21 protein-coding genes are annotated in these 23,753 nt (G+C 66.1%); 4 read left to right on the forward strand and 17 right to left on the reverse strand.

What is annotated here, in order from left to right; all coding sequences use genetic code 11:
- Positions 1-88 precede the first annotated feature (88 nt).
- The 4 genes from ACH2CY_RS19950 to ACH2CY_RS19965 form a co-directional block, all read right to left on the reverse strand.
- Positions 89-763 (reverse strand): methyl-accepting chemotaxis protein, encoded by a 675-nt coding sequence (locus tag ACH2CY_RS19950; RefSeq protein WP_395021154.1) that lies wholly within the window; start codon positions 761-763, stop codon positions 89-91.
- Between the two features lie 201 nt (positions 764-964).
- Complete coding sequence (locus tag ACH2CY_RS19955) at positions 965-2,341, reverse strand: NAD(P)-binding domain-containing protein (protein WP_395021156.1); 1,377 nt, start codon at positions 2,339-2,341, stop codon at positions 965-967.
- A gap of 209 nt (positions 2,342-2,550) precedes the next feature.
- The gene (locus ACH2CY_RS19960; protein WP_395021157.1) at positions 2,551-3,030 is read right to left on the reverse strand and encodes a flavin reductase family protein; all 480 of its coding nucleotides are present in this window, start codon (positions 3,028-3,030) and stop codon (positions 2,551-2,553) included.
- A gap of 152 nt (positions 3,031-3,182) precedes the next feature.
- The gene (locus ACH2CY_RS19965) at positions 3,183-3,509 is read right to left on the reverse strand and encodes a cold-shock protein (protein WP_395021159.1); all 327 of its coding nucleotides are present in this window, start codon (positions 3,507-3,509) and stop codon (positions 3,183-3,185) included.
- 414 nt (positions 3,510-3,923) lie between these two features.
- Between ACH2CY_RS19965 and ACH2CY_RS19970 the strand changes: the two genes are divergently transcribed.
- From ACH2CY_RS19970 to ACH2CY_RS19980, 3 genes are read left to right on the forward strand one after another with little or no spacing between them, the layout of a single operon-like run.
- A complete protein-coding gene (locus ACH2CY_RS19970; protein ID WP_395021160.1) occupies positions 3,924-4,316 on the forward strand; it encodes a hypothetical protein in 393 nt (130 codons plus the stop codon).
- A gap of 6 nt (positions 4,317-4,322) precedes the next feature.
- A complete protein-coding gene (locus tag ACH2CY_RS19975) occupies positions 4,323-5,162 on the forward strand; it encodes an alpha/beta hydrolase (protein WP_395021162.1) in 840 nt (279 codons plus the stop codon).
- Positions 5,163-5,176: 14 nt separating this feature from the next.
- On the forward strand, positions 5,177-6,082 hold the full coding sequence (locus ACH2CY_RS19980) for a hypothetical protein (protein ID WP_395021163.1): 906 nt from the start codon (positions 5,177-5,179) through the stop codon (positions 6,080-6,082).
- Here the strand turns inward: ACH2CY_RS19980 and ACH2CY_RS19985 are convergent.
- The 11 genes from ACH2CY_RS19985 to ACH2CY_RS20035 all read right to left on the reverse strand — a co-directional run bounded on the left by ACH2CY_RS19985 (position 6,028) and on the right by ACH2CY_RS20035 (position 18,864).
- The gene (locus ACH2CY_RS19985; RefSeq protein ID WP_395021164.1) at positions 6,028-7,248 is read right to left on the reverse strand and encodes an EAL domain-containing protein; all 1,221 of its coding nucleotides are present in this window, start codon (positions 7,246-7,248) and stop codon (positions 6,028-6,030) included. The two genes, ACH2CY_RS19980 and ACH2CY_RS19985, sit on opposite strands and share 55 nt — an antisense overlap.
- A 72-nt stretch (positions 7,249-7,320) precedes the next feature.
- Complete coding sequence (locus ACH2CY_RS19990) at positions 7,321-7,740, reverse strand: iron-sulfur cluster assembly scaffold protein (RefSeq protein ID WP_395021165.1); 420 nt, start codon at positions 7,738-7,740, stop codon at positions 7,321-7,323.
- Complete coding sequence (locus ACH2CY_RS19995; protein ID WP_395021167.1) at positions 7,737-9,356, reverse strand: NTP transferase domain-containing protein; 1,620 nt, start codon at positions 9,354-9,356, stop codon at positions 7,737-7,739. The genes ACH2CY_RS19990 and ACH2CY_RS19995 overlap by 4 nt, the downstream gene beginning before the upstream one ends.
- Entirely contained in the window at positions 9,353-10,060 is a 708-nt protein-coding gene (locus tag ACH2CY_RS20000; protein WP_395021168.1) for an XdhC family protein, read from the reverse strand. The genes ACH2CY_RS19995 and ACH2CY_RS20000 overlap by 4 nt, the downstream gene beginning before the upstream one ends.
- A 6-nt stretch (positions 10,061-10,066) precedes the next feature.
- Positions 10,067-10,387: an XdhC family protein gene (locus ACH2CY_RS20005; RefSeq protein WP_395021170.1), complete on the reverse strand. Its 321-nt coding sequence runs from the start codon at positions 10,385-10,387 to the stop codon at positions 10,067-10,069.
- The gene (locus tag ACH2CY_RS20010) at positions 10,384-11,613 is read right to left on the reverse strand and encodes a VWA domain-containing protein (protein ID WP_395021172.1); all 1,230 of its coding nucleotides are present in this window, start codon (positions 11,611-11,613) and stop codon (positions 10,384-10,386) included. The genes ACH2CY_RS20005 and ACH2CY_RS20010 overlap by 4 nt, the downstream gene beginning before the upstream one ends.
- Entirely contained in the window at positions 11,613-12,560 is a 948-nt protein-coding gene (locus ACH2CY_RS20015) for an AAA family ATPase (protein ID WP_395021173.1), read from the reverse strand. The genes ACH2CY_RS20010 and ACH2CY_RS20015 overlap by 1 nt, the downstream gene beginning before the upstream one ends.
- A 24-nt stretch (positions 12,561-12,584) precedes the next feature.
- Positions 12,585-12,944 (reverse strand): YdbL family protein, encoded by a 360-nt coding sequence (locus ACH2CY_RS20020; protein ID WP_395021175.1) that lies wholly within the window; start codon positions 12,942-12,944, stop codon positions 12,585-12,587.
- Positions 12,945-12,970: 26 nt separating this feature from the next.
- Positions 12,971-13,144: a YnbE family lipoprotein gene (locus tag ACH2CY_RS20025; RefSeq protein ID WP_395021176.1), complete on the reverse strand. Its 174-nt coding sequence runs from the start codon at positions 13,142-13,144 to the stop codon at positions 12,971-12,973.
- Positions 13,145-13,206: 62 nt separating this feature from the next.
- Complete coding sequence (locus ACH2CY_RS20030) at positions 13,207-15,768, reverse strand: YdbH domain-containing protein (RefSeq protein WP_395021178.1); 2,562 nt, start codon at positions 15,766-15,768, stop codon at positions 13,207-13,209.
- A gap of 117 nt (positions 15,769-15,885) precedes the next feature.
- Positions 15,886-18,864 carry an Rne/Rng family ribonuclease gene (locus ACH2CY_RS20035; protein ID WP_395021179.1) on the reverse strand — a complete coding sequence of 993 codons (2,979 nt, stop codon included), beginning with the start codon at positions 18,862-18,864 and terminating at the stop codon, positions 15,886-15,888.
- A 486-nt stretch (positions 18,865-19,350) separates the two neighbouring features.
- Here ACH2CY_RS20035 and ACH2CY_RS20040 point away from each other — a divergent pair, with 486 nt between their 5' ends.
- Entirely contained in the window at positions 19,351-20,775 is a 1,425-nt protein-coding gene (locus tag ACH2CY_RS20040; RefSeq protein WP_395021181.1) for an N-acetylmuramoyl-L-alanine amidase, read from the forward strand.
- 21 nt (positions 20,776-20,796) lie between these two features.
- Here the strand turns inward: ACH2CY_RS20040 and ACH2CY_RS20045 are convergent, their stop codons facing one another.
- Both ACH2CY_RS20045 and ACH2CY_RS20050 read right to left on the reverse strand, forming a co-directional pair.
- Positions 20,797-22,395: a PAS domain-containing sensor histidine kinase gene (locus ACH2CY_RS20045; protein ID WP_395021183.1), complete on the reverse strand. Its 1,599-nt coding sequence runs from the start codon at positions 22,393-22,395 to the stop codon at positions 20,797-20,799.
- The gene (locus ACH2CY_RS20050) at positions 22,392-23,729 is read right to left on the reverse strand and encodes a methyl-accepting chemotaxis protein (protein ID WP_395021184.1); all 1,338 of its coding nucleotides are present in this window, start codon (positions 23,727-23,729) and stop codon (positions 22,392-22,394) included. The genes ACH2CY_RS20045 and ACH2CY_RS20050 overlap by 4 nt, the downstream gene beginning before the upstream one ends.
- Positions 23,730-23,753 lie beyond the last annotated feature (24 nt).

The raw sequence follows: 23,753 nt of genomic DNA on the forward strand, positions 1-23,753 counted from the left end.
GGCTCCGCCCCTGACCAGCGAACACGGCTCGAATATAGGATTATGCCGTTCGGCGAGTGTGAACCGGCGTGGACTCCGCCGCAACCGGTTATTTCTTCTTCGCGACTTCCAGGGTCGTCTGCAAGTCTCTGGTCAGATGGGTGATCTTCTCGGCGCTCTCGCCGGTCGTGGCGGCCAGCGTCTTGATCTCCTGCGCGACCACGGCGAAGCCGCGGCCCATGTCACCGGCGCGGGTCGCCTCGATCCGGGCGTTCAGGGCCAGCATCTTCAGGGCGCCCAGCACCTTCAGGATGTTGCCGGTGCTGACGACGATCTGCTTGCTGACTTCGCCCAAGTGGTCGACCACTTGCCGGTTCTGCACTTCGAGCCCCTTGCGGTCGGCGATCGAGACGATGCAGCCTTCGAGGAACCTGAGCTCGCCGTTCTCGTCGAATACGCCGCCGCCGATCTCGTTGATCCAGACCGGCTTGCCGGCCCGGCTGACCAGGCGATAGTCGATGTCCCAGTTGGTCTTGCTCTCGAGTGCCGCGCCCACGGCCTTGTCCACCACCGAGAGATCGTCGGGATGGCAGATCGAGGTGAAGGCGCGCACGCGGTTGCCGATGAAGTCGCCGGCCGGATACTCGGTCAGCGGCGTGATGCCGTCGGTCATGTAGAGCATGGTGTAGGAGGCGTCGTTCTGGCAGCGGTACAGGAAGCCGTTCATGCGCCGCGTGATCGAGAGCAGCGCACCGAGTTCCGCTTCCGCCTGCGAGGTCTCCACGGCCGTTTCCGGTGAGACAAAATTCATAGGCCCAACGCCTCCGCTGAATGCGTACCCAGCCGCCTGTGCAGCCCAATGGCTTGAAACCAGCGTGAATCTAGAGAGGCTCGATTAATAAAACCTTGAGGCGCATCACGCCGGAGATCACGTTCCGGCGGTTGCAGGCGGCGCCAGCCGCCTGCTTCCGTCATTTCACAGATGTCACTTCGCGGCCGTCATCTTGCCGGCGGGCGTCCCGGATTCGTTCAGATAGCTCTCGAGCGAGTCATCCATCGCCTTCAGCCAGGGCGTGTGGTGCTTGGGCGACATCCGCCCGGTCATGATCGACTTATAGGCATTGTCGCGGAAGCCCATGATGTTCTCGGCCTTGTGGTGCTCCCATTCCATGAAGGTCTTGTTCACCGCCTCGACGTCGAAGCTCGGATAGTCGGTGAGGTCGATCAGCTCCTTCACATAGTCGCCCTGGAACCAGATGCAGGCCTCGGCATCGGCGAGCGTCTCCTCGCGGGCGCGCCAGGCGGCGCTGTTCTTCTGCATCTCAGCGAGGGCCGGCAGCTTCTGGCGGCCCAGGATCACGTCGCGCGCGTACCAGGCCTGGGCGTCGAACATGTTGAAGGTATAGAACTGGTCCTGCATGCCGATGTAATGCAGCTTCGGGTTCGCCTCCCACACGACGCCGCGATAGAGATCGAGCGGCCACATCCGGTTCGCGGTCTTCAGCCGGAGCGAGTCCGGCAGGAACGGGAAGTGGTGCAGGTAGCCGGTGCACAGGATGATCGCATCGACCTCTTTCGACGTGCCGTCCTTGAAATAGGCGGTCTTGTTCTCGACCCGCTGCAGGAGGGGCTTCTCCTCCCAGTTGGCCGGCCATTTGAAACCCATCGGCTTCGAGCGATAGGAGCTGGTGATCGACTTCGCGCCGTATTTGTAGCATTGCGAGCCGACGTCCTCGGCCGAGTAGCTGCGGCCGATGATCAGGATGTCCTTGCCCTTGAACTCGACCGCGTCGCGGAAGTCGTGGCTGTGCAGGATGCGGCCGTTGAAGGTCTTGAAGCCGGGGAACTCCGGCACGTTGGGCACCGAGAAATGCCCGCTCGCGACCACGACATGGTCGAACTCTTCCGAAGTCAGCTTGTCGTTCTGCAGGTCATGGGCGGTGACGGTGAAGCGGCCGGTCTTCTCGCTGTAGTCGACCTCGCGCACCGGGGTGCGGAAGCGGACCCAGCCGCGCACGCCCGCCTTCTCGACCCGGCCCTTGATGTAGTCCCAGAGCACGGCGCGCGGCGGATAGGAGGCGATCGGCCGGCCGAAATGCTCGTCGAAGGTATAGTCCGCGAACTCCAGGCACTCCTTCGGCCCGTTGGACCAGAGATAGCGATACATGGAGCAGTGGACCGGCTCGCCGAACTCGTCGAGCCCGGTGCGCCAGGAGTAGTTCCAGAGGCCGCCCCAATCATCCTGCTTCTCGAAACAGACGACCTCCGGGATCTCCGCGCCCTTTGCGGCGGCGGAGGCGAAGGCACGCAGGACGGCGGTGCCCGATGGACCGGCACCGATGACGGCAACTCGCTTCTTCATGACGGCTCTCCCTGTATGCGTTCGTGACCGAAACGATACCGACCGGTTTCGTTGGCCCTCTGGAACTGCCCCTGGGCGGGAGAGGGCGACCGCTCTGGCGGCGCTCGGCCTAAGCCTTGAAAAAACAGTATCGGAGCAAAGCCGCGTTGTCCATGCGGATAAGGCCCAAAGCTGGGCAATTTCCGACCAATTCTCTACCGATTAGCAGACTACGGGTGCACTTTGCCGTAGTTGCCGCGGAAGTAGAGCAGCGGCTGGCCGGCGGGGTCGTGGATGAAACGGAGCACCCGCCCCACGAAGATCAGGTGATCGCCGCCGTCATGGACCGCATGGGTCGCGCAGTCGAACACGGCGAGCGCATGCGAGAAGATCGGGGCGCCGCTTTCCCAGGTCTCGAAGGCGAGGCCTTGCCACTTGTCGGTCACGGCCTGGGCGAAGACCTGGGAAATATCCTGCTGGTCGTCGCGCAGCACGTTGATCGCGAAGTTGCCGGCTTCTTCGAAGGAACGCAGGCTGTAGGCCTGGCGGTTCAGGCTGAACAACACCAGCGGCGGGTCGAGCGAGACCGAGTTGAAGGAGTTGGCGGTGAGGCCGAGCGGCTCTCCCGATCGGCTGCGCGCGGTCACGATGGTGACGCCGGTAGCGAAATTACCGAGGGCGTTGCGGAACTCGCGGGAGTCGAAGGCCATTCACCGGCTCTGCTGGGCGTCGATCAATCGGGTGGAATCGGCGGCGATGTTAGCCGGTTCGCCGCCAGAGCGCCAAGCATGATGGACTTGCGACACAGACTAGCGGCGCTTGCCGTGCTTAACGGCAAACGCCGCTTCAAGCTGTGACAGGATCAGTGATCGTCGCGGTGCGAGCCGTGATCGCGGCGCGGGCCGCCACCACCGCCCCCGAAGGGCCGGCGGTTGGTTGCGCGCGGCGTCGCCGTGCTGGTGTCCAGCGTGATCACTCTCAGAACCTGGATCCCCTTGCGACCCTGCCCGACCTGGCAATGGATCGTGGAGCCTTCCGGCGCGTCCTGAAGGCCGGCCTCCTTCAGCGCGGAGATGTGCAGGAACACATCAGGTGCGCCGTCCGCCGGCGAAACAAAGCCAAAGCCCTTTTCCGGATTGAACCATTTGATCCGCCCCCGGAGCTCAGTACCACCCTGTTGGTCGTTCATTGTATTCACTCTACTCCCTGTCGATCCTCAGGCGCCTTCAGCATTGGCCCGATTTTTGTTCCGTTCGCCGAATGTGGAGTTGCCACAGGTCAGCATGGGCGTCGATCCGCGGAAAAGCAAGGGTCGGTTGACTTACGCAAATGGAACCCGACGCGCTTACACCCGGAGTTCAGTGCCGGCTGCGCAGAACCTGCGGCCTATCGATAGTCCGGATAACACTCAATAGTTTGATGTGGAAACCAGCGCAGCGAACCAGGGCTAGTAGGAGGCGCGTCCAGCGTTGATCCGGAATGATGCTAAGATCGCGGCGGGGCATTTAACTTTCCGCCGGACCAGGGCATGGCAAAGACGCAGGACTTCGAACGCCGCCGCGCCTCCTCCCAAAGGAGGTGGGGCCAAAGGAGGTTGGCAGCCATGGTCTTTGCCGGCCTGGCCGGCCTGCTGCTGACGCCGACGGCCGCGGCCGAGGAAAGCCAGTACCAGAAGGCGCGCCGCGAGCATCCGGACTTGTTCAAGCTCTATTACGATGAAACCGTGATGGCCTATTGCGGCCTGCTGACCCCGGAATCCGAGGCCGGGTTCCGGCTGGAGCGCGATGCGCTGCTGCTGGCGGATCCCGTGGAGGCGGAGGCGCTGCGCACGCTCCGCGTTGCCAGCGACATGGCCGCCGACTATGCCTATCAGGACTACGGGCTCAACGGGCAGAAGCGCTGGTGCAAGAGCGAAGGGCTGGAAGCCTATAATCGCTTCGTCGGCCGCTATCGCGCGCAGGCACCCCAACCCGGACCTGAGATCCAGAGCGAATAGAAGACCATGTGGACCGCGTTTCTCATCGTCGTCATCGGCCTCTATCTCGGCCTGCTGCTGCTGCTCTTCGTGAAGCAGCGCGGCATCGTGTTCCGGCCGGATCCGACCCTGGCCGATCTCGCCGAGGCCGGGCTGGGGGAGCAGATGCGCGAGGTCGCGATCACGACGCGCGACGGGCTGACGCTCACCTCCTGGTGGGCGCCGCCGCTCCGCCCCGATCGCCGGGTCATCGTCTATCTGCACGGCAATGCCGGGCATCGCGGCGGGCGGGCCGACCGGGTCCGCGACTATCTCGCCGCGGGCTATGGCGTGCTGCTGGTCGGCTATCGCGGCTATGGCGGCAACCCCGGCCAGCCGACCGAGGCCGGGCTCTACGCGGACGCGCGCGCCAATCTCGCCTTCCTCGCGCAAGAGAAGGTGCGCCCCGAACAGACGGTGCTGCTCGGCGAATCTCTCGGCACCGCGGTCGCGATCCAGATGGCGACCGAGTTTCCGGTCCTGGCGCTGGTCCTCGAAGCGCCCCTGGCCTCAGTGCTGCATTCGGCGCGGGCGCGCTATCCGCTGTTTGCCTTCGACTTCCTGGTGCGCGACAAATTCAACTCGGTCGCCAAGATCGGCAAGGTGAAGGTGCCGCTGCTGCTGATCCACGGCGAGAAGGACAAGACCACGGCGGTGCGCTTCGGCCGCATGGTCTACGACGCCGCCAACGAGCCCAAGCGCGCGCATTTCATCGCCGAGGCCGGGCATACCGACCTGATGGACCACGGTTTCGCGAAAGCGGTGACGGATTTTCTCGACGAACTGCAGGCGGGCGATCAGACTGTATCCCTCGTGAAAGCTTCTTGAGGGCGGATGGTCAGATGATCAGGACAGCCTTGTCGCTTGCTTTTGCAATCTTGGTTGTCGAGATCCCTGTGGCTTCGGCGGACACATATCCGGATTCCTTCGCCGACTATCTCAATGCACGCGGCCTCTATTTCGCCTTCCTTTCTCGCGCGGAAGAGACCTACTGGGTCAGAACGTCGGCCGGCGACATCGTCCTCAGAATGCCGCACGCCGTCGCTCCGAAGATTTCGGTCGTCCCTGCTGAAGGGCAGCCATCGGATTCCGAGGTTGCGGGAATTCGGTCCAACGTGGAATTGGCGCTGTCCTCTGCCCTCGACCGCCTCGGTGTGCGCCGATGTTCGAGCGATCAGGCATCATGCATTCCCTTCGCCTTGCAGATCGGATTCTCGATCCGGCATGACGACGTCATCTACATGCCGAATCTGCGCGACTCAACTGGGCGCCAGATAGCCAGCTTTGCTACGAGACTCTTGGGAAGTGAGGATCGGTCCTACCGTATGGGATGTGGCTCCAATGCCGAGATATCGGCGAGGGGCGACGTCGTGCACCTGGATGCTGCGTTCACATTCGAAGTTGCTGCGTCCGATACGCCTCCGTCGAACGTATCTTTGACGCATCTGATGACGCCGCTGACCTTTGCGATGGAGGAATGCATGCTCGAGTTGCTGGGCGTCCCAATTCCGGAGGATCTTCCGAGACAGGATATCGCATACTACGTCGCTCGCAGCCTCGAGACTTTGTATAAGGCGGAATCCCATTTGACGCAGGACCAGACAGCCACCGACGTTCCCGGGCTGGTCATGACCATGCGCTGCGGAAGGCGCTCGGCAAGGAGCCGGTCATCGGCAGTGAGTGATGCCGCGGTTTATTCCGCGCTGCGCGCCTTGACGGCTTCGCCGGCGATGCTGGACATCACCTGATCGGCGGTCAGCGGCCGGGCGAAGCGGTAGCCCTGGCCGTAGATGCAGTGCAGCGCCCGCAAAGCTTCCGCCTGTTCCTTGGTCTCGATGCCTTCGGCGACCACCTTCAGATCCAAACCTTCGGCCAGGCCGACGATCGCCTTCACCACCGCCATGCTGCGGTGGTCGATGATCATGGTCTCGACGAAGCTCTTGTCGATCTTGAGCTCGTCCACGGGAAGGCGGTGCAGGTAGCCGAGGCTGGAATAGCCGGTGCCGAAATCGTCGATCGAGACCCGGAAGCCCAGCTGCTTGCAGCGTTTGATCCAGATGATGGCGCCTTCGGTGTCGTCGATCAGCACGCTTTCGGTGAGCTCGATCTTGATCTGCTTCGGCTTCAGTCCGTAGGCCTCGGCGCCGGCGGCGAGATCGTCGAGGAACTGCGGGTCGTGCAGGTAATGCTTGGTGACGTTGACCGCGACGAAGAGATCGCGCGCCGGGCCGAAGGCGCGCTGGAAGGTGGCGAAGTTCTTGACCGCGGCGCCGACTACCCAATGGCCGATCGCGACCATCAAGCCGGCCTCCTCGGCGAGCTTCAGGAACTGGTCGGGGCCGACCGCGCCGCGCAGCGGGCTGTTCCAGCGGATCAGCGCCTCGAAGCCGGCCAGGGTCTCGTCGGCGAGATAGACCAGCGGCTGGAAATAGAGCTCGAACTCGTCCTTCGCCAAAGCCTGCTTCAACTCGTTCTCGAGCCGGAGCTTGGCGACCGCGCGGCTGTGGCTGTCTGGGCCGGTGGCAAAGACGTCCAGCGACGGCATGCCGGTGTCGCTCCAGCCGGTGATGTTGCGCGCGTCGCCGCGATAGGAGCGCAGCACCGAGCGCAGCAGCAGCGCCACGATCTCGTCGCCGGAATTGACCCGGTGGCGGATCTGCTCCTGGCTGATCAGGATCAGCTCGCATTCGGTGACGGCGATGGCATTGGCCGAGCGGGCGAAGCCGTCGAGCGCCGCCAGCTCGCCGAACAGCTCGCCGGGGCCGAGCACCGCGATGGGCACGCGCTGCTCGCCGCTGCCGGAGGAAATCTCGACCTGGCCGCGCTCGATGATGAAGGCGTAGTCGCCGAGCTCACCTTCATGGAAGATCTGGGCGCCGGCCGGATAGACGCGGCGGAAGACGCCTTCGGTCATGGCGCCGCCGCCGGTTTCGGAGATTGTCCACTCATGCCCCGGACTATAGGCCGCCCGCGGGGATCTGCGCCATCAAAAGGCCGCGTCCAGGGCCTTGCCCAGGGCCTCGAAGGGCAGCAGCACGCAATCCCGCCGGCTTTTCGCGGCATGGACCGGGGTGAACACCCGCAAGCCCGCGAACCGCTCGGGCACCGCGGTGCCGTCCTTCATCAGGGCCTTGGCCGCCAGGGCCATCTCCCGCAGCTCGGCCGGGCTCCGGTTCTGGCCGAAGGCGGCGATGGTCGCGGCCGCGGCGGCGCAGAGCAGGCAGCCCTTCACCTCGTGACCGATCGCCTTGACCTTGCCGTCGCTCTTCTCGAGATCCAGCGTCACCCGGTCGCCGCAGAGCGGGTTATCGACCGTGATGCTGGCCGCCGCCGCGGCGATGCGGCCCTCGCCGAAGGCCTCGCGCGCCCGCGCGACCAACTCGGTGTGGTAGAGATCGGAATTCATGACACGGCTTTCGCCAGCAGCTGGTCGTAAGCTTCCGGCGTGTCGACATCGGTGAAGACCGCGGCGTCATCGACGCTGAGCTCGGCGACCTGGTCGTCATGCGCGCCGATCAGGTGCCGCGCGCCGACATCGCCTTCCAGCGCCAGCATCTCCTCGAAATAGCGGCGGTCGAACAGCACCGGATTGCCGCGCTTGCCTTCGACCGTGGGGACCACGATGCTGCGGCCTTCCAGCGGATTGTAGGCGGCGACCAGGCGCCGGATCAACGGCGCCGAGACCTGCGGCATGTCGCCGAGCATCACCAGCGCCGCCTCGGTCTTCGGCCCGAGCGCGCGGATGCCGGCCTTCAAGGAGGCACTCATGCCGAGCTTGTGCTCGCGCGCCTCCACCACCTTGACCGCACGGTCGCCCAGCGCCTCGCGCACCTTGGCCGCCTGATGGCCGCTCACCACCACGATCTCGCTCAAGCCGGCGCCGAGCGCCTGGTCGACCGCATGGCAGAGGATCGGTTTGCCCTCGAGGTCGAGCAGCAGCTTGTTGCGGCCCATGCGGCTGGAGCGGCCGGCGGCGAGAATGACCGCGGCGACGTTCGGCTTGCCGGGCACGGCAGTCTCTTCCGGGCGCTTGTCGCGCGGCTGCGGCCGGCTCGGGATCTCGCCCAAGAGGCCGCCGACGCCCATGGCGGCGATGTCCGCATTGCCGACCGGGATGTCGGCCAGCAGGCGCTGCAGCACCCAGTCGAAGCCGTTGATCTTCGGCGAGCGGGCGCAGCCGGGCAGGCCGATGATCGGCTTGCCGTTCCGTTCGCCGAGCACCAGCAGGTTGCCGGGATCGACCGGCATGCCGAAGCGGGTGATCGTGCCGTCCGAAGCCTCGATCGCCGCCGGGATCACGTCATGGCGGTCGGCGATCGCCGAGGCGCCCATGACCAGGACCAGATCGGCATCCTCAGTCGCGTTGATCGCCGCGGTCAGCGCCGCGCTGTCATGCGGGACGCGGCTGTCGGTGACCGGGGGATTGCCGAAAGCGGCGAGCCGCTCGTTCATCACGCCCACGGCCTTGTCGAACAGGCTCGGCTTCATGCCGGGCAGCTGGGTCTGGATCAGCGCCACGCGCCGCGCGCGATAGGGCGAGAGGCGCAAGCTGTGGTTCTGCCGCGCCAGGGCGACGCAGCGTTCCAGGTCCGCGCGCTTCACCGCGAACGGGATGATCTTCACCGTCGCCACCATCTGCCCCGCGGTGACGGGTGAATAGGGCGCCAGGGTGGCGAGGGTGATGTCCTCGCTCACCTGGTTGATGCGATCGACCTGGGCGACATCGGGCAGGAACAGGCCGTCCGCCTCGGCGTAGAGATTGGCGCGGCCGGTGAAGGAGGGATCGAGCCGCAGATTCGCCGCGACCAGGGCCGTCGCCAGCTCGGCCGCGGCGCGGTCCTCCGGCACGTCGTCGGCTTCCAGCCGAACCACGGTGAGCCTGGTCAAGCCGGCGGCCTCAAGCCGTGCCACATCCTCAGCGTTCAACCGGCGGCCTTTCTTGAAGGCCTCGCCGTTGAAGCGCTGGGTATGCACCAGGATCGTGCCGGCGCAATCCGCAACGGGCAGGTCGTCGAAGATCATGCTCTTTGGCTTTGCCGGTTGCGGCGGGCGGCGGTCAATTGCGCGAGGACCGAGACCGCGATCTCCGCCGGCGACTTCGCACCGATGTCGAGGCCGGCCGGTCCGTGGATGCGCCCGAGATCGGCCTCGGTGAAGCCGGCCTTGGTCAGGCGGCCGAGCCTGGCGCCATGCGTCTTCTTGCTGCCGAGCGCGCCGATATAGAAGGCGGGCGATTTCAACGCAGCGCTCAAGGCCGGATCGTCCAGCTTCGGGTCATGGGTCAGGGTGACGACGGCGGTGCGCACATCGGGGCTGAGCTTCGCCATCGCCTCATCCGGCCATTCGCCGCTCAAGGTCACGCCGGGAAAGCGGTCCTCGGTCGCGAAGGCGCGGCGCGGATCGACCACGGTCACCGCATAGCCGGCCATCGCCGCCATCGGCGCCAGCGCCTGGGAGATGTGCACGGCGCCGATGATGATCAGGCGCGGCGCGGGGTTATGGACCTGGATGAAGCATTTCCGGCCGTCGAGCTCGGCCTCGGCATTGCGGTCCTCGCGGATCGCCAGCGCCACCTGCCCGGCGGCGGCCGGCGAGAGATTGAGCACCGGCGCCGGATGGCCTTCGGTGAAGAGATCCTGCGCGCCGCTCGAAAGATCGGTGACCAGCGCCACCTGCTGCTTACGCGCTTTCAGATCGAGCAGCTTCTCGACGGTCTCGATCTTCATGCTGCCTCAGTCCACCTTCTCGACGAAGACCTGCAGCTTGCCGCCGCAGGCCAGGCCCACTTCCCAGGCCTGTTCGTTGGTGATGCCGAAATCGAGCAGGCGCGGCTTGCCGTCGGCGATCACCTCCTGCGCCTCCTTGAACACCGCGCCCTCGATGCAGCCGCCGGAGACCGAGCCCAGCATCTTGCCGTCGGTCGAAACCACCAGCTGCGATCCCGCCGGGCGCGGCGAGGAGCCCCAAGTCGCGGTCACGGTGGCGAGGGCGACCCCCTTGCCTTCGCGGCGCCAAAGTGCGGCGGCTTCCAGCACTTCCTGTTCGTCCATCATGCTGCCCTCGTCTCTTTTGCGTTCGGCCGATCGCTGCGCATGGTCGCCTGGCCCAGCGCATCGGCCAGGCTCTGCATGCTGTCGAGATTATGGATCGCGCGGAAATCGTCAACGTGGCGGATCATCGCCTTGGCGCCCTGGCTCTGCGGCCGATAGGCGTCGTAGCGCAGCAGCGGGTTGAGCCAGATCAGCCGCCGGCAGGATTTCTGCAGCCGGATCATCTCGTCCTCCAGGCCCTCGACGCCTTCCCGGTCCAATCCGTCGGTGATCAGCAGCACCACCGCGCCCTGGCCCAGCACCCGCCGCGCCCATTTCACGTTGAAGTCGTGCAGGCAATGCCCGATCCGGGTGCCGCCCGACCAGTCCTTCACATGGGATCCCACCCGGTCCAGGGCAATGTCCACGTCGCGGTGCCGGAGATCGCGGGTGATGTTGGTCAGCCGGGTCCCGAACAGGAAGGTATGGACCCGGTCGCGGTCGTTGGTGATCGCATGCACGAAATGCAGCGCCATGCGCGAATAACGGCTCATCGAGCCCGAAATGTCGCAGAGGATCACCAGCGGCGGATGCCGGTATTTCGGCGATTTCAGCTTCAACGGAATGGCGCCGGCATTCCGGAGGCTGGCGCGCAAGGTGGCGCGCATGTCCACGCGCCGGCCGCGGGAATCCGCCGCAAAACGCCGGGTCGGCACCTCCATGATCGGCAGCCGGAGGCTAGCGATCGCCTTCTTGGTCTCGGCCAGCTCGGCGTTGGTCATCTTCTCGAAGTCCATCGCCTGCAGCATCTCGCGGTCGGAGAAGGTCATCGCCGCGTCGATCTCGACCTCCTCCTCGTCGGCCGGCATGTCGTCCATGCTGCCGGCGCGGTCGCCCTGCAGGGCCTCGGCGAGGCGGGCGGCGAGCTCCTCGCGCTCCTCCGCTTCGCCGGACTTGTCGTACTGGAATTGCGGCAGCAGCAGCGACATCATCCGCTGCAGGAATTGCGGATTCTTCCAGAAGATATGGAAAGCCTGGTCGAAGATGTCGCGCTGCTCGCGGCGCTGCACGAAGACCGCATGCAGGGTCCAGTAGAAATCGTCGCGCGTGCCGATGCCGGCGGCCTTCACCGCCTCGACGGCGTCGATCACCTTGCCCGGCCCGATCGGCAGGCCGGCGGCGCGTAAGGTCCGGGCGAACAGCAGGATGTTCTGGGCGAGCTTGCTGCGCCGAGGCGTTTCAGCGCTCATCAGTGCTGCAGCAGCTTGGCCGCCTTCTCGGCGGCGAGATCGGCGCGCACCTGTTCCAGGATCGCCGCGGCCTCGGTGCCGCGGATCCGCGCGATGTCGTCCTGGTATTTGAGCAGCGCGCCGAGGCTGCTGTCGATCGCCGGGCTGGTGAGCGCCACCTGGTCCAACTGCACCAGCGCATCGGTCCAGTCGATGGTCTCGGCGACACCCGGCAGCTTGAAGAGATCGCGCTTCCTGAGCTTCTGCACGAAGGCGACGACCTCCTGCGAGAGGTCGAGGCCGGCGCCCGGCACCTTGGTGCGCAGAATCGCCAGCTCGCGCTCGGCATCCGGATAGTCGACCCAGTAATAGAAGCAGCGCCGCTTCAGCGCGTCGTGGATCTCGCGGGTCCGGTTCGAGGTGATGACCACGATCGGTTTGGCGGCGGCTTTGACCGCGCCGATTTCCGGGATCGTCACCTGGAAGTCGGACAGCAGTTCGAGCAGGAAGGCCTCGAACGGCTCGTCGGTGCGGTCGAGCTCGTCGATCAGCAGCACCGGCGGGCCCTTGGGATCGGGCTCCAGGGCCTGCAGCAGCGGCCGCTTGATCAGGAAGCGCTCGGAGAAGATGTCTTCGGTGATCTTCTGCTTGTCGCCCTCATGCGCCGCTTCGGCGAGGCGGATCTCGATCATCTGCCGGGCGTAGTTCCATTCATAGACCGCGGAGGCGATGTCGAGGCCCTCATAGCACTGCAGCCGCACCAGGTTGCGGCCGAGGGTCTCGGCGAGGACCTTGGCGATCTCGGTCTTGCCGACGCCGGCCTCGCCTTCGAGGAACAGCGGGCGGCCGAGCTTCAGGGAAAGGAACACGGCCGTCGCCAGGCTGCGGTCGGCGACGTAGTTTCCGGCCTTCAGCAGGTCCTGGGCTTCATCGATGGAAGCGGGGATGGAGCCGGGCAGGGCGGCCATCTCAATTGCCTCGAATGCGGAAGGCTACTTCTGCACCCACTGGCCGGAGTTATCCATGTAGAACATACCCGGCTTCAGCTTCCGGATGGTAACTTCCGCGACGACAGCGCCGGCGGCCTCCACCGGAACGCCTCGCTCGCCGGCGATCTTCATATAGGACTTGCGGCGCTCGGCGTTGATGTCGGTGATCAACTGCTGGATATCGGGCGTTGGGTTCGGCGTGACGCTTGCGACATATCCGTCCGGCAATTCGCCGATCAAGCCGGCCGCGCGGGCTTGTTCGAGGCCATCGGCCTGAACACTCGCGAGAGGGAGTGCCAGGCACATCACCAAGACGGCGATCCCGGACTTGAGCCAAGTTGTCAGCGCGCTAAGGTTCCGCATTTGAGCCATCGATTCCGTCAACTCTGTCAGAACAGATCAGGGTTATTGTTCACCAGGTCTTCCGCGTCCTTCTCGACCTTGACCCGGACTTCCTGCTCAATCTTGACGTTGAGGTTGATCACGATCGGTTTATCGGGCGCCTCGACCTTCACGGTCGGGTTACAGGCCGAAAGCCCGGCGACGAACGACGCCAGAACCATGCCGGTCGCGATCCGAGAGGCGCTTTGCGCCGGTTTGCGAGAGGTTGGCACCCTAAGGCCCTTTATTGGTTTAACTGCTGCAGCCTCTCACGGATCATATCCGGCACTTGGTAGCCGGCCAAGCCCTTGCGCAGGGCCTCGTCCAGCCGGCCGGCGACCGAGAGATTAAACTCCACCGGGTAACCATTGTAAAAGCTGGGATTGCGCCCGGCGATGTGCAAGCCCAGTTCGGTATCGCCGGTCGCCTTGCGGTCCAAGTCGATCTCCAGCTTGTCGTAACGGAAGTCGGACAGGGCGGAGAGTGCCATCTTCACGCTGTCCCCGGCATTGGCCAAGGCCGCCGGCGCCTGTTCCTGGTTGTACTTGAGGGTGCCCGGCCCCCCGGCGGTCAACTTTGCATGATCAATAGCAAGACCGGCCGGGAACAGGGTGACCGGGATCTTGCCGGAGAGGACGCCCTCGCCGGTCAGGCCGGCGACGGCGAAGAGCTCGAACATGCTTCCGAGCGCGATCTTGTCCACGTTGAGCATGATCTGCTGGGCCGGCGCACCCAGCTTCAAGGTGACCGGGTCCAGGGTCACCTTGCCGCTCATCATCTCCAGTTCGCTTTGCTTGAGACTGAGGGTCTCACCGCCATCGATCTTGAAACGCACCAGCCCGTTGGTGAGCGGCAGGCCGACATCGGCAAGCTCGATCGAGACTTCCTGGTCGGCGGCGGTGGTGAGCGGCCAGGGTTTCTCGATCTCCACGACCGAGTTGAGGTTGCGCAGGGCGATCGGCCCGAGTTTTCCGGAGAGGTTCTTCAGTGTCACCGCCACCTTGGAGGTTACGCCGTTCTTGTCGATCAGGACCGGACCCTTGGCCGCGATCGTGCCGGCGATGTCGTCGGTGGTATGGGCGAGATCGGCCATCAGGTCCTTCGGCTGCAGCCCGCCCGGCGCGAAAGTGACTTCCGGCAGGTCGATGTCGAACTTGCCCTTGCCGGAGCCGAGATCGTAATTGCCCTTGGCGGTCATCGTCGCCTTTGCCGTCGGGATCCCGACCTTGGCGACGGCGGTGAGGTTGTTGCCGTCGAGCGTGGCCTTGCCGTCCAGATTGCCCGGGCCGATGCCGGACGGCCCGGTCCAGCTTGCGGCATTGAGGGTGATGTCGATCTTCCCGCCCTGGCTCTTCAGCGACGCGCTGACGTTCTTGGCATTGAGCGGCGGCTGGCTCGCGGTGACAGTGCCATTCTTGAGGTCGAGGCTGAATTTCGGCAGCCCATCAGGCCCTACAGTGAAGCCGAGCGTGCCGTTCGGCATGGCGACCTGCAGCGGCGCCGCCAGCGCCGGCGTGGTCAGCTCGAGCGCGGTCAGGCCAAGCGCCGCCGAGGCCGCGATCGGCGCCGTCTCGGTCGGATGGAAGGGCAGGGTGAACACGGTCTGGTCGTTCTTCCTGACCGTGATGGTCATCGGCTTGGTCAGCTTGGCCGAGGCGCCGAGCGCCGCCTGCGCGAACTTGATCGTACCGTCGCGGCTCAGCCGCACCTGCAGCGCGTCATCCGAGTATTGAATCTGCAGGCCGACATCGAGCGCCGGCGATTTCAGTTGCACCGCGTTGAGGTTCGCGGATTTGGTCTGCGCCTTCACGTCGAGCGTCGTTTGCACCAAGCCGTGCTCCGGATCGAGATTGGCCAGGCTCGAGCCTTGCAGCTGCAAGGCCAGGTCCTGCGACCAGCCGCCATTCGCCTTCATGGTGAAGCTGGGGATCTCGAGCCGGCGCTCCAGCAGCACCGCGCGGCCGCTGCCGTCGATGTTCATCGGCGCCGGCTGGGCGGGGAAGGAAAGGCCGCTGCCGTTGAAGGTCCAGTCGGCGGCCAGGAACAGCGCCCCTGTCGCGATGCGGATGCCGCTGGAATTTGGGTCGCCCGGCGGCGCTTTCAGCTGCGCGTTGAATTGCAGGGTGCCGGTGGTCGGCTGCGGCAGGCCGAGCAGGACCCAGATCGCCGATTCCGCGGTGAGATCGACGGTGACCTTACCCTTGGGCTGCGGCGCCTGGTCGCTCAGCGCCGCGTTCAGATCGACCCGCACCGCCGAGCGCTTGTAGGCTTCGGTCAGGGCGAACTGGCTGTAGATGATGCCCTGGTCGATGGTCGCCATGCCGTCGCCCGAAAGACTGCCCATCGGCGTCTCGAGGTTGAGAACGATCTTGTGGATGACGATCGAGGGCAACGGCGTCGGCGCGGCGCCGTCTTGCTTGGGCGCGGTCAATTCCCGCAGCATGGGATCAAGCTCGCCCAGCGTCAGCGTATGGCCGTCGTAGCGGGCGTTGATTTCGATCCGGCCGATCTCGACCCGCTGCAGCTGCATCGCCAGCGGCGCGTATTGCAGGCTGATGTCGGTTGCCTTGACCTCGCTGCCGCCGCCGAGGGCGAGCGAGCCGATCTGTGCCAGATCGCTGTCGAGGCGGTTGACGGCGAGCGCGCTGGAGACGCCGAATTTGATCTCCAGGAGCTTGGTCGCGGCCCAGGCCGCCAGATGGGTTCGCGAGAAGAAGCCGATCGCGATCAGCAGGACCAGAACCAGGACGACGAAAGCCGGCCATCGCCGGCGCCGCTTCCTCCGTTCCGGTTCCGGCTCAGCCATCGCTTGCCCTCATCCCGCCCACCGGCAGCCACCCGGTCGGTCCCCATCAATTCGATCCAGATCAATTCGATCCAGCAAGGGCCCGCGCGGCGATCGAGCCGCCGCGCGGTCGGTCCGCTACTCGATCAGCCGGCGCCACCATCCCCGCCGGCGCGACGGATCGCCGTTCTCCTCCGGCGCGACGGTGCGCACGCTCTGGTCGGAAGAATCACCGATCTCGATCACCGTCATCCGGGAAGATGCCGTTTCGGTCGCTTCGACCGGCTCGGAAGCCGGCGCCGCGGCCGCGGGCAACGTCGCGGGCTCCGGGGTGTAGGCCGGTGCGACATGCTCGGTGGCGGGTGCCGAAGGCTGGCGCCATTGCGGCGGCAGCGCGTCGGAATCCTCGGGCAGGGAAGGCTGCTCGCTTTGGCTTTCAGGCCGATCGGACTCCGCCGGGGATCCAGCTTGTCCTTCCGCCTGCGCTGCGCCCCGCGCTTCATCCGGGCCGCGCCGCGAGCGACGGCGACCGCCGCGACGGCCGCGACGACGACGACGGCGGCTGTCGCCGTCGCCGGATTCTTCGCCGCCCTCAGCCTCCTCGCCGTCATCGGCGGCTTCGGCTTCGCCGGCTTCCGCGGCGATCGGCGCTGCACCGGCGGGTTCTTCGCCCGGGGTTGCACCCTCGCTCTGCGCCGGCGCCTCGCCGCCGCTGCGTTCCGCGGATTCGGTGAACTCGTCGGCACTGAAGCGGTTGCCGCGGCCACGCCGCCGGCGACGGCGACGACCACGACCGCGACCGCCTTGTTCCTCTTCGCCGGCGCTGGAAGTGCCGGTCTCGGCCGTATCGGCCTCGCCTTCGGCTTCCGCCGCGCCTTCGGTCTCGACCTCATCCTCGGCCTCCTCGACGACATCGTCCTCGAGGTCGATCTCGGCATCGGTCGGCAGCGGGATCGGGGCCGGGGCGGGCGGCAGTTCCTCGCCCGGCGCCAGCTGCTTGATCCGCTCCAGGCGGAAGTCCGGCGGGGTCAGGCTGTCGTCGCCGTTGACGTAGACGCGGACACCGCGCCGCATTTCGAGCTGCGACAGCGCGGTGCGCTTCTGGTTCAGGATATAGAGCGCGACCGCGGTCGGCGCGTAGACGCTGACGCCCGGGCTGAACGCCTTGGTGATCTCTTCCTCGACCAGGCGCAGCACGTGCAGCGCGGTCGAATCCACCGAGCGGATGCGGCCCGAGCCGCGGCAATGCGGGCAGATATCGGTCGAGGCTTCCTGCAGGCTGGGGTGCAGGCGCTGGCGCGACATCTCCAAGAGGCCGAAGGAGCTGATGCGGCCGATCTGGATCCGCGCCCGGTCGTTGCGGAGCGCATCCTTCAGGCGACGCTCGACCGCGTTGTTGTTGCGGCCTTCCTCCATGTCGATGAAGTCGATGACGATGAGACCCGCGAGGTCGCGCAGCCGGAGCTGGCGGGCGATTTCCTCGGCCGCTTCCGAGTTGGTCTTGGTCGCCGTCTCCTCGATGTTGCGCTCTTTCGTGGCGCGGCCCGAGTTGACGTCGATGGCGACCAGCGCCTCGGTCTGGTTGATGACGATGTATCCGCCCGAGCGCAGGTGGACCGTCGGGTTGTGGATCGCCGCGAGCTGCGATTCCACCTGGTAGCGCTGGAACAGCGGGATCGACGGGTCGCGGTAGAGCTGGACGCGCTTGGCATGGCTCGGCGTCAGCATCCGCATGAAGGACTTGGCCTGGGTGTAGCCGTCCACGCCGGCGACCACGATGTCGCCCATCTCGCGGGTGTAGACGTCGCGGATCGAGCGCTTGATCAGGCTGGCTTCCTCGTAGATCAGCGCCGGCGCCGAGGATTTCAGCGTGGTCTCGCGGATCTCGTCCCAGAGCCGCATCAGATATTCGAAGTCGCGCTTGACCTCGGCCCGGCTGCGCTCGCTGCCGGCGGTGCGCACGATGACCGCCATGCCTTCCGGCACGTCGAGATCCTCGACGATCGACTTCAGGCGCTTGCGGTCGTTCAGGCTGGTGATGCGCCGGGAAATGCCGCCGCCGCGATCGGTGTTCGGCATCAGGACAGAGTAGCGCCCGGCCAGCGAGAGATAAGTGGTCAGCGCCGCACCCTTGTTGCCGCGCTCCTCCTTGGTCACCTGCACCAGCAGGATCTGCCGGCGCTTGATGACTTCCTGGATCTTGTAGCGGCGCAGCGCGCGTTGACGCCGACGCCGCGCGTTCTCTTCATCGACTTCCGGGTCGTCGTCGCGCGCGGGCTCGCTGCCGCCGACCGTGTCGAACACTTCCTCGGAGACCGGGACCTCGACCAGCTCGCCCTGCGACGGCGGCGGCAGGTCGGCATCGCCGGCGGCAGCCGGGGCGTCTTCGCCGCTCTCGAGCGGCGCGACTTCGCCCTGGGATTCCGCCGGGCTGTCGTTCAGCTCCTGGCGCAGGATGTCGTGATGCGCGAGCAGCGGCATCGCCGCCTCGCCGGCTTCCGGCGCATCAGCGTGCTGGTGGTCTTCCGCGGCGCCTTCGAGATGATCGTCGGCCTCGGCGGCGTCGGACATCGGCTCGCTCGGCGCCTCGAAGAAGGAATCGTTCTCGCCGTGGTCGTCGTGATCGTGGTCGTGATCGTGGTCGTGATCGTGGTCGTGATCGCCCTGGGCGAGATCCGCCACGGCGTGATCGTCGTGATGCTCCTCGCCCTCGGCATGCTCATGCTCGGGATGCGGCGCAGTCTCGCTGCTGGCGGCTTCCGAACGCCGTCCGCCGCGGTTGCGACGGCCGCGGCGCGGCTTCTCCCGTTCCTCCGGCTCGCCTTCGAGGGCGGCCTGGGTCTCGCGGATCAGCGCTTCGCGATCCGCGATCGGGATGCGGTAATAGTCGGGATGGATTTCGCTGAAGGCGAGGAAGCCGTGGCGGTTGCCGCCATATTCGACGAAACAGGCCTGCAGCGAGGGTTCTACGCGGGTGACCTTGGCGAGGTAGATGTTGCCTTTGAGCGGGCGGCGGCCCGCTATTTCGACGTCAAATTCCTCAAGCTTCTTTCCATCGACCACCGCGACCCGCGTCTCTTCCGGGTGGGTGGCGTCGATCAACATTGTTTTGGCCATGCGGGAAATACTCCGGCGCGCGCCAGGCTCCGCCAAAGGCGGTGGAAGCCGGCGTCTGCGCAAATTGGGTTGGTGAATTCCAGGTGTTGGTCATGTTTACCTGTGACGAACAGCGTCGCTCTGCGTATTCCCGGCGGGCACAAGTCCCGCCGCGGGTCGCATCTGCGACGCCAAAGCAACCGGTTCGGATCGGGATCGCTCGGGCCATTACGCGCCGCTTGAGCAGATGCCCTGATGGCCGGACCGGCCAAGACCTGACGGCGATTGGGGCGGCCCCCTTTTCTTCGGCCCTTACGGAGCCAGCGGGACGTCGTTAATCCTTCGTCAAGTCGCAGGCAGAATAGTGACCAAGGCCAACCAAGACAATGCCAATCCGCCCGGCTGTTCCGGGCCTAGCGGGTGGGCCGGATTGAATCACTGAATTGTGTTGATTCACAGGTAGTTACCTGGTTATACTTTGACTCCTTTCTCGGGAGTTCGGACTAAATGCGCGATCTGAGGCGGGTTTTCGCTTGGACGGCAAGGATCGTTTTCCTTGTCGCGATCGCTTTTGCGATCCCGGCGGCCCTTGCCATTCCCGCCTCTGCCAAGCCCGCGGTCACCGGCGCCACGCTCGGCATCGAGCCGAACCTGACCCGCGTCGAGCTCGCCTTGAGCGGGGCCGCGGAATACCGGGTCTTCACGCTGGCCGATCCCAACCGCGTCGTCATCGACATGAGCGAGATCGCCTGGAAGGTGAAGGAGGGCAAAAAGCTGCAGGGCCGGGGCCTGGTGGCCGCCTTGCGCTATGGCCTGTTCAAGGCCGGCACCTCGCGGATCGTGCTCGACCTGACCGGTCCGGCGGCGGTGGCCGATGCCCGGATCCTGCCGGCCAGCGGCAACCTGCCGGTACGCCTGGCGCTCGACCTGCGCCCGACCGATTCGGCGGCCTTCAAGGCGGCCGCCCAGACCATTCTCTTCGCCTCGTCCGGGGCTTCGGCACCCGGCGGGCCGGCGACACCCGCCGAGGTCGCGCCCAAGGATGCCCCCAAGGCCGCTGGGACGCCGAAACTGGCCGAGGCGAAGATTCCCGGCGCCCAGACGATTACCAAGGGGACCGTGGATAAAGGCGGCACCGTGACCCTGCAGGTTGCACCCAAGGTCGAGGTGATTCCGGCGCCGGAACCGGCGCCGAAGCCGCTGATCGTGATCGATCCCGGCCATGGCGGCATCGATCCCGGCGCGCTCGGCTCAAATGCGATGGAGAAGAACATCACCCTGGCGGTGGCCAAGCAGCTCCGCCAGCAGCTGCTGGCGACCGGCCGGTTCCGGGTGGTGCTGACCCGCGACAAGGACGTCTTCGTCGTCCTGCGCGACCGCTTCAAGATCGCCCGGGACAAGAACGCCGACCTCTTCATTTCGCTGCATGCCGATTCCAACCCGAGCAACCAGGCGCGCGGCGCCTCGGTCTACACGCTCTCGGACAAGGCCTCCGACGCCGAGGCCGAGGCCCTGGCCGCCAAGGAGAACAAGTCCGACGTGATCGCCGGCGTGGATCTGACCAAGGAGAACCAGACCGTCACCGGCATCCTGATCGACCTGGCCCAACGCGAGACCACCAACATGTCGTCCCGCTTCGCCTCGATCCTGGTGAACGATCTCAGGAACGACACCCTGATGCTGAACAACAGCCACCGCTTCGCCGGGTTCGCGGTGTTGAAGGCGCCGGATGTCCCTTCGGTCCTGCTGGAAATGGGCTATGTCTCCAGCTCGGCGGACGAGCAGTTGCTGACCAGCACCAAGCACCAGAAGAAGCTGGCGTCCTCGATCACCCGTTCGATCGAAAACTATTTCGACTGGCGGGACATGATCCGCCACACCGAGGTCACGGATACCGAGGTGTCCGCGACCGAGGTCGCCAAGCTGCCCTGACCCCCGGTCGCCCTCGAGACTCTAGCTTGGGCTCTTCCGACGCCGTTCCTGGGCGATGATTCGCGATGACGGCAGGAACACGGTGACCGTGGTCCCCTTGTCAGGCGCGCTCTCCACCGCAAGCCGTCCGCCGTGCAGGCTGACCATGTGCTGGGCCAGCGGCAAGCCGAGGCCGGTTCCCTCGTAGCGCTTGGTGCGGCTGCTCTCGGTCTGACCGAACGGCGTCAGGGCGAGGTCGATCTCCTCGGGCCTCATGCCGATCCCGTGGTCGCTGACGCAGAAGGCGAAGCCCTCGCGCCCGGCGCCGCGCCAGGAGATCGTGACATGGCCGCCGCGCGACGAGAACTTGACCGCATTGGAGAGCAGGTTCACCAGCACCTGGACCATCGCCTGGCGATCGAGCTTCAGCAGCGGGGCGGGAAGCGCGCCGCAAGGCGCGATCGCGACGCCGGCATCCCGGGCCAGCCCCCCGACCAGGCGGATCGCCTCTTCGACCAACTGGTCGGCGGCGACCGTCACCTCGATGAGATCGAAGCGGCCGGCCTCGATCCGCGCCAAGTCGAGAATGCCGTTGATGATGTTGAGCAGATGGCGGCCGGCCTGGTGGACGTCCTTGAGATAGCCCTGCTGCTGCGGCGAGAGCGCGCCGAAATAGCCGAGCGCCAGCGCCTCGGTGATCCCAAGGATACCGTTCAGCGGCGTGCGCAATTCGTGACTCATGTTGGCGAGGAAATTCGACTTCGAGCGGCTGGCGTCCTCGGCGCGCTTCATGGCGTCGCGCAACTGCGCGGCCGCATGCTCGTTCGCCGTGATGTCGCGATAGGTGGCGATCGAGCGGCCGTCGGACATCGCGCGATGCAGCACCCGCAGGATCCGGCCGTTGGCGAGCCGCAGCGTCATCTTGTTGTCGCCCGCGGAGCGGGAGAGCGCCAGGCGCTGCTCGCGTATCGCCGGCGCGTCTCCGGCGGCGACGATGCCGAGACCGACGATGAGATCGATCAGCTCCGCGAGATCCATGCCCGGCGCGACGACGTTCGCCGGCAGGTCCAGCAAGGCGAGATAGCGCGGATTGCAGCAGATCAGCTTGCCGGCATCGTCATAGAGGCAAACGCCTTCCTCGATATTGGCAAGGATCGCGTCCAGGATCGCCACCTGGTTGCCGAGCCGGTCGCTGAGCGAGAGCAGGGCGGATTCCCGCGCCTTGCGCTCGGTCACGTCGCGCATGCTGCCGATGAAGCAGGTCTCGCCGTTCAGGCAGATCGGCACCACCCGCAGGTCGATCGGCAAAAACCGCCCGTCCTTGGTCCGGCCGGTCACCTCGCGGGTGCGACCGATGATGTGCGGCACCGCGGTCTGCAGATAGCGCGCAACGTAGTGATCGTGCTCGGCCGCCTCGCGCGGCGGCATGATCTTGTGGACGTTGCGACCGAGCATCTCCTGCGCGCTGTAGCCGAACAGCGCGCTCGCCGCCCGCGAGAAGTAGAGCACGGTCGACTTGCGGTCGATGATCACGATCGCCTCGGTCAGGCTGTCGAACGCCTCGCGGGAGAAATCGGTCGGCAGCGGCACGGCTTCCAGCGTCGCGGCCCGGTCGCCGGGAAAGGGCGTGACCTTGCTCACGCCTGTCGTGCGCCTTCCAGGAAGCGCTCGATCCCGGTGTGGATCATGCTGCCGATCCGGTTCAATTCCTCGAAGGTGCGCGCCAGCTCCTCGGCGGCGACGCTGGTCTCGCTGGCCGAGCGCTCGACGATCGCGATGTTCTGCGAGACGCGGTCGGTGCCGGTCGCCGCTTCCTGCACGTTGCGCGCGATCTCGGCGGTCGCCGCGGTCTGCTGCTCGACGGCGGCGGCGACACTGCTGGCGATCTCGCGCAGCTGGCCGATCGTCTGCGCAATCGCCTGCATCAGGCCGACGCATTGTCCGGTCGCGTCCTGCATCGACTGGATCTGGCTGGCGATGTCGCCGGTGGCGCGGCCGGTCTGCCCGGCCAGGCCCTTCACTTCCGAGGCGACGACGGCGAAGCCCTTGCCGGCCTCGCCGGCGCGCGCCGCCTCGATCGTGGCGTTGAGCGCCAGCAGGTTGGTCTGGTTGGCGATCTCGTTGATCAGCTGGACCACGGCGCCGATCCGGCCGGCGGCCTCGGAGAGCGACTGCGCCATCCGGTCCGAGGATTGAGCCGCCGTCGCCGCCTGCTCGGTGATCTCGCTCGACTGCGACACCCGGCGGCTGATCTCCTGGATCGAGGCGGAGAGCTGCTCGGCCGCGGTCGCGACCATCTGCACGTTGCCCGCGGCCTGCATCGAGGCGCTGGCGACGTTGCCCGACTGATCCTTGGAGGTCTGCGCGCTCTCGATGACCACCGCCGCCGACTGGCGGATCTGGGTCGAGACTGCGGCCAGGTTCTGCAGCGCCGTCTTCATCTCGATGTCGAAGCCGCGGATCTGCTCTTCCAGCCGGCTCTGCCGCGCCAGGCGCTCCTCGATCACCGCCTGCTGATAGGCGAGGATGGCGACGCCGGCATCCAGCATCACCGCGCCCACCACCGCGGAGACCGCTGCCCGGCTGCCACGCCGGCCCCAGCCGCCGCCGCGCAAGGCCTTGTGCTGCAACAGGTGGCTGAGCACGTGGCTGTAGCCCGCGAGATACCACAGCGGGTCCAGCCCGATCCGGTTATGGGTCATCCCGACCCGGTGCGCGCTTTGGAGATAGACCTGGTCGAAGCCGCCCTGGAACAGCCGCCGCCAATGCTCGATCTGCGCCTGCTTCAGCCGGGTTTCCTGGCCCGCGACCTTGCCGGCCAGGGCCGGGGTGGAGCCGAGCCGCGCATAGAAGTCGTCCAGGATCGCGGGCAGAGATGGCGCGATCGCCTCCCAGACCTGCCGCAAGTGCTGCGGTGCCGGCCCGGCGAGGCCGAGCAGGGCGATCCGCTCGGCAAAATCGGTCAGCGTTTCCAAGATTTTCCCCTTTCTCTTGGTTGG

Source organism: Dongia sp., from assembly GCF_041905885.1.
Classification (GTDB): domain Bacteria; phylum Pseudomonadota; class Alphaproteobacteria; order Dongiales; family Dongiaceae; genus Dongia.

Coding starts and splice junctions, on each gene's coding strand:
- ACH2CY_RS20030 (WP_395021178.1), bottom strand. CDS start 15,768: ATGGCTGAGCCGGAACCGGAACGGAGGAAGCGGCGCCGGCGATGGCCG.
- ACH2CY_RS19995 (WP_395021167.1), bottom strand. CDS start 9,356: ATGATCTTCGACGACCTGCCCGTTGCGGATTGCGCCGGCACGATCCTG.
- ACH2CY_RS20015 (WP_395021173.1), bottom strand. CDS start 12,560: ATGGCCGCCCTGCCCGGCTCCATCCCCGCTTCCATCGATGAAGCCCAG.
- ACH2CY_RS19975 (WP_395021162.1), top strand. CDS start 4,323: ATGTGGACCGCGTTTCTCATCGTCGTCATCGGCCTCTATCTCGGCCTG.
- ACH2CY_RS19970 (WP_395021160.1), top strand. CDS start 3,924: ATGGTCTTTGCCGGCCTGGCCGGCCTGCTGCTGACGCCGACGGCCGCG.
- ACH2CY_RS20000 (WP_395021168.1), bottom strand. CDS start 10,060: ATGAAGATCGAGACCGTCGAGAAGCTGCTCGATCTGAAAGCGCGTAAG.
- ACH2CY_RS19985 (WP_395021164.1), bottom strand. CDS start 7,248: ATGACCGAAGGCGTCTTCCGCCGCGTCTATCCGGCCGGCGCCCAGATC.
- ACH2CY_RS19955 (WP_395021156.1), bottom strand. CDS start 2,341: ATGAAGAAGCGAGTTGCCGTCATCGGTGCCGGTCCATCGGGCACCGCC.
- ACH2CY_RS20005 (WP_395021170.1), bottom strand. CDS start 10,387: ATGATGGACGAACAGGAAGTGCTGGAAGCCGCCGCACTTTGGCGCCGC.
- ACH2CY_RS20040 (WP_395021181.1), top strand. CDS start 19,351: ATGCGCGATCTGAGGCGGGTTTTCGCTTGGACGGCAAGGATCGTTTTC.
- ACH2CY_RS20035 (WP_395021179.1), bottom strand. CDS start 18,864: ATGGCCAAAACAATGTTGATCGACGCCACCCACCCGGAAGAGACGCGG.
- ACH2CY_RS20010 (WP_395021172.1), bottom strand. CDS start 11,613: ATGAGCGCTGAAACGCCTCGGCGCAGCAAGCTCGCCCAGAACATCCTG.
- ACH2CY_RS19990 (WP_395021165.1), bottom strand. CDS start 7,740: ATGAATTCCGATCTCTACCACACCGAGTTGGTCGCGCGGGCGCGCGAG.
- ACH2CY_RS19965 (WP_395021159.1), bottom strand. CDS start 3,509: ATGAACGACCAACAGGGTGGTACTGAGCTCCGGGGGCGGATCAAATGG.
- ACH2CY_RS20025 (WP_395021176.1), bottom strand. CDS start 13,144: ATGGTTCTGGCGTCGTTCGTCGCCGGGCTTTCGGCCTGTAACCCGACC.
- ACH2CY_RS19960 (WP_395021157.1), bottom strand. CDS start 3,030: ATGGCCTTCGACTCCCGCGAGTTCCGCAACGCCCTCGGTAATTTCGCT.
- ACH2CY_RS20020 (WP_395021175.1), bottom strand. CDS start 12,944: ATGCGGAACCTTAGCGCGCTGACAACTTGGCTCAAGTCCGGGATCGCC.
- ACH2CY_RS19980 (WP_395021163.1), top strand. CDS start 5,177: ATGATCAGGACAGCCTTGTCGCTTGCTTTTGCAATCTTGGTTGTCGAG.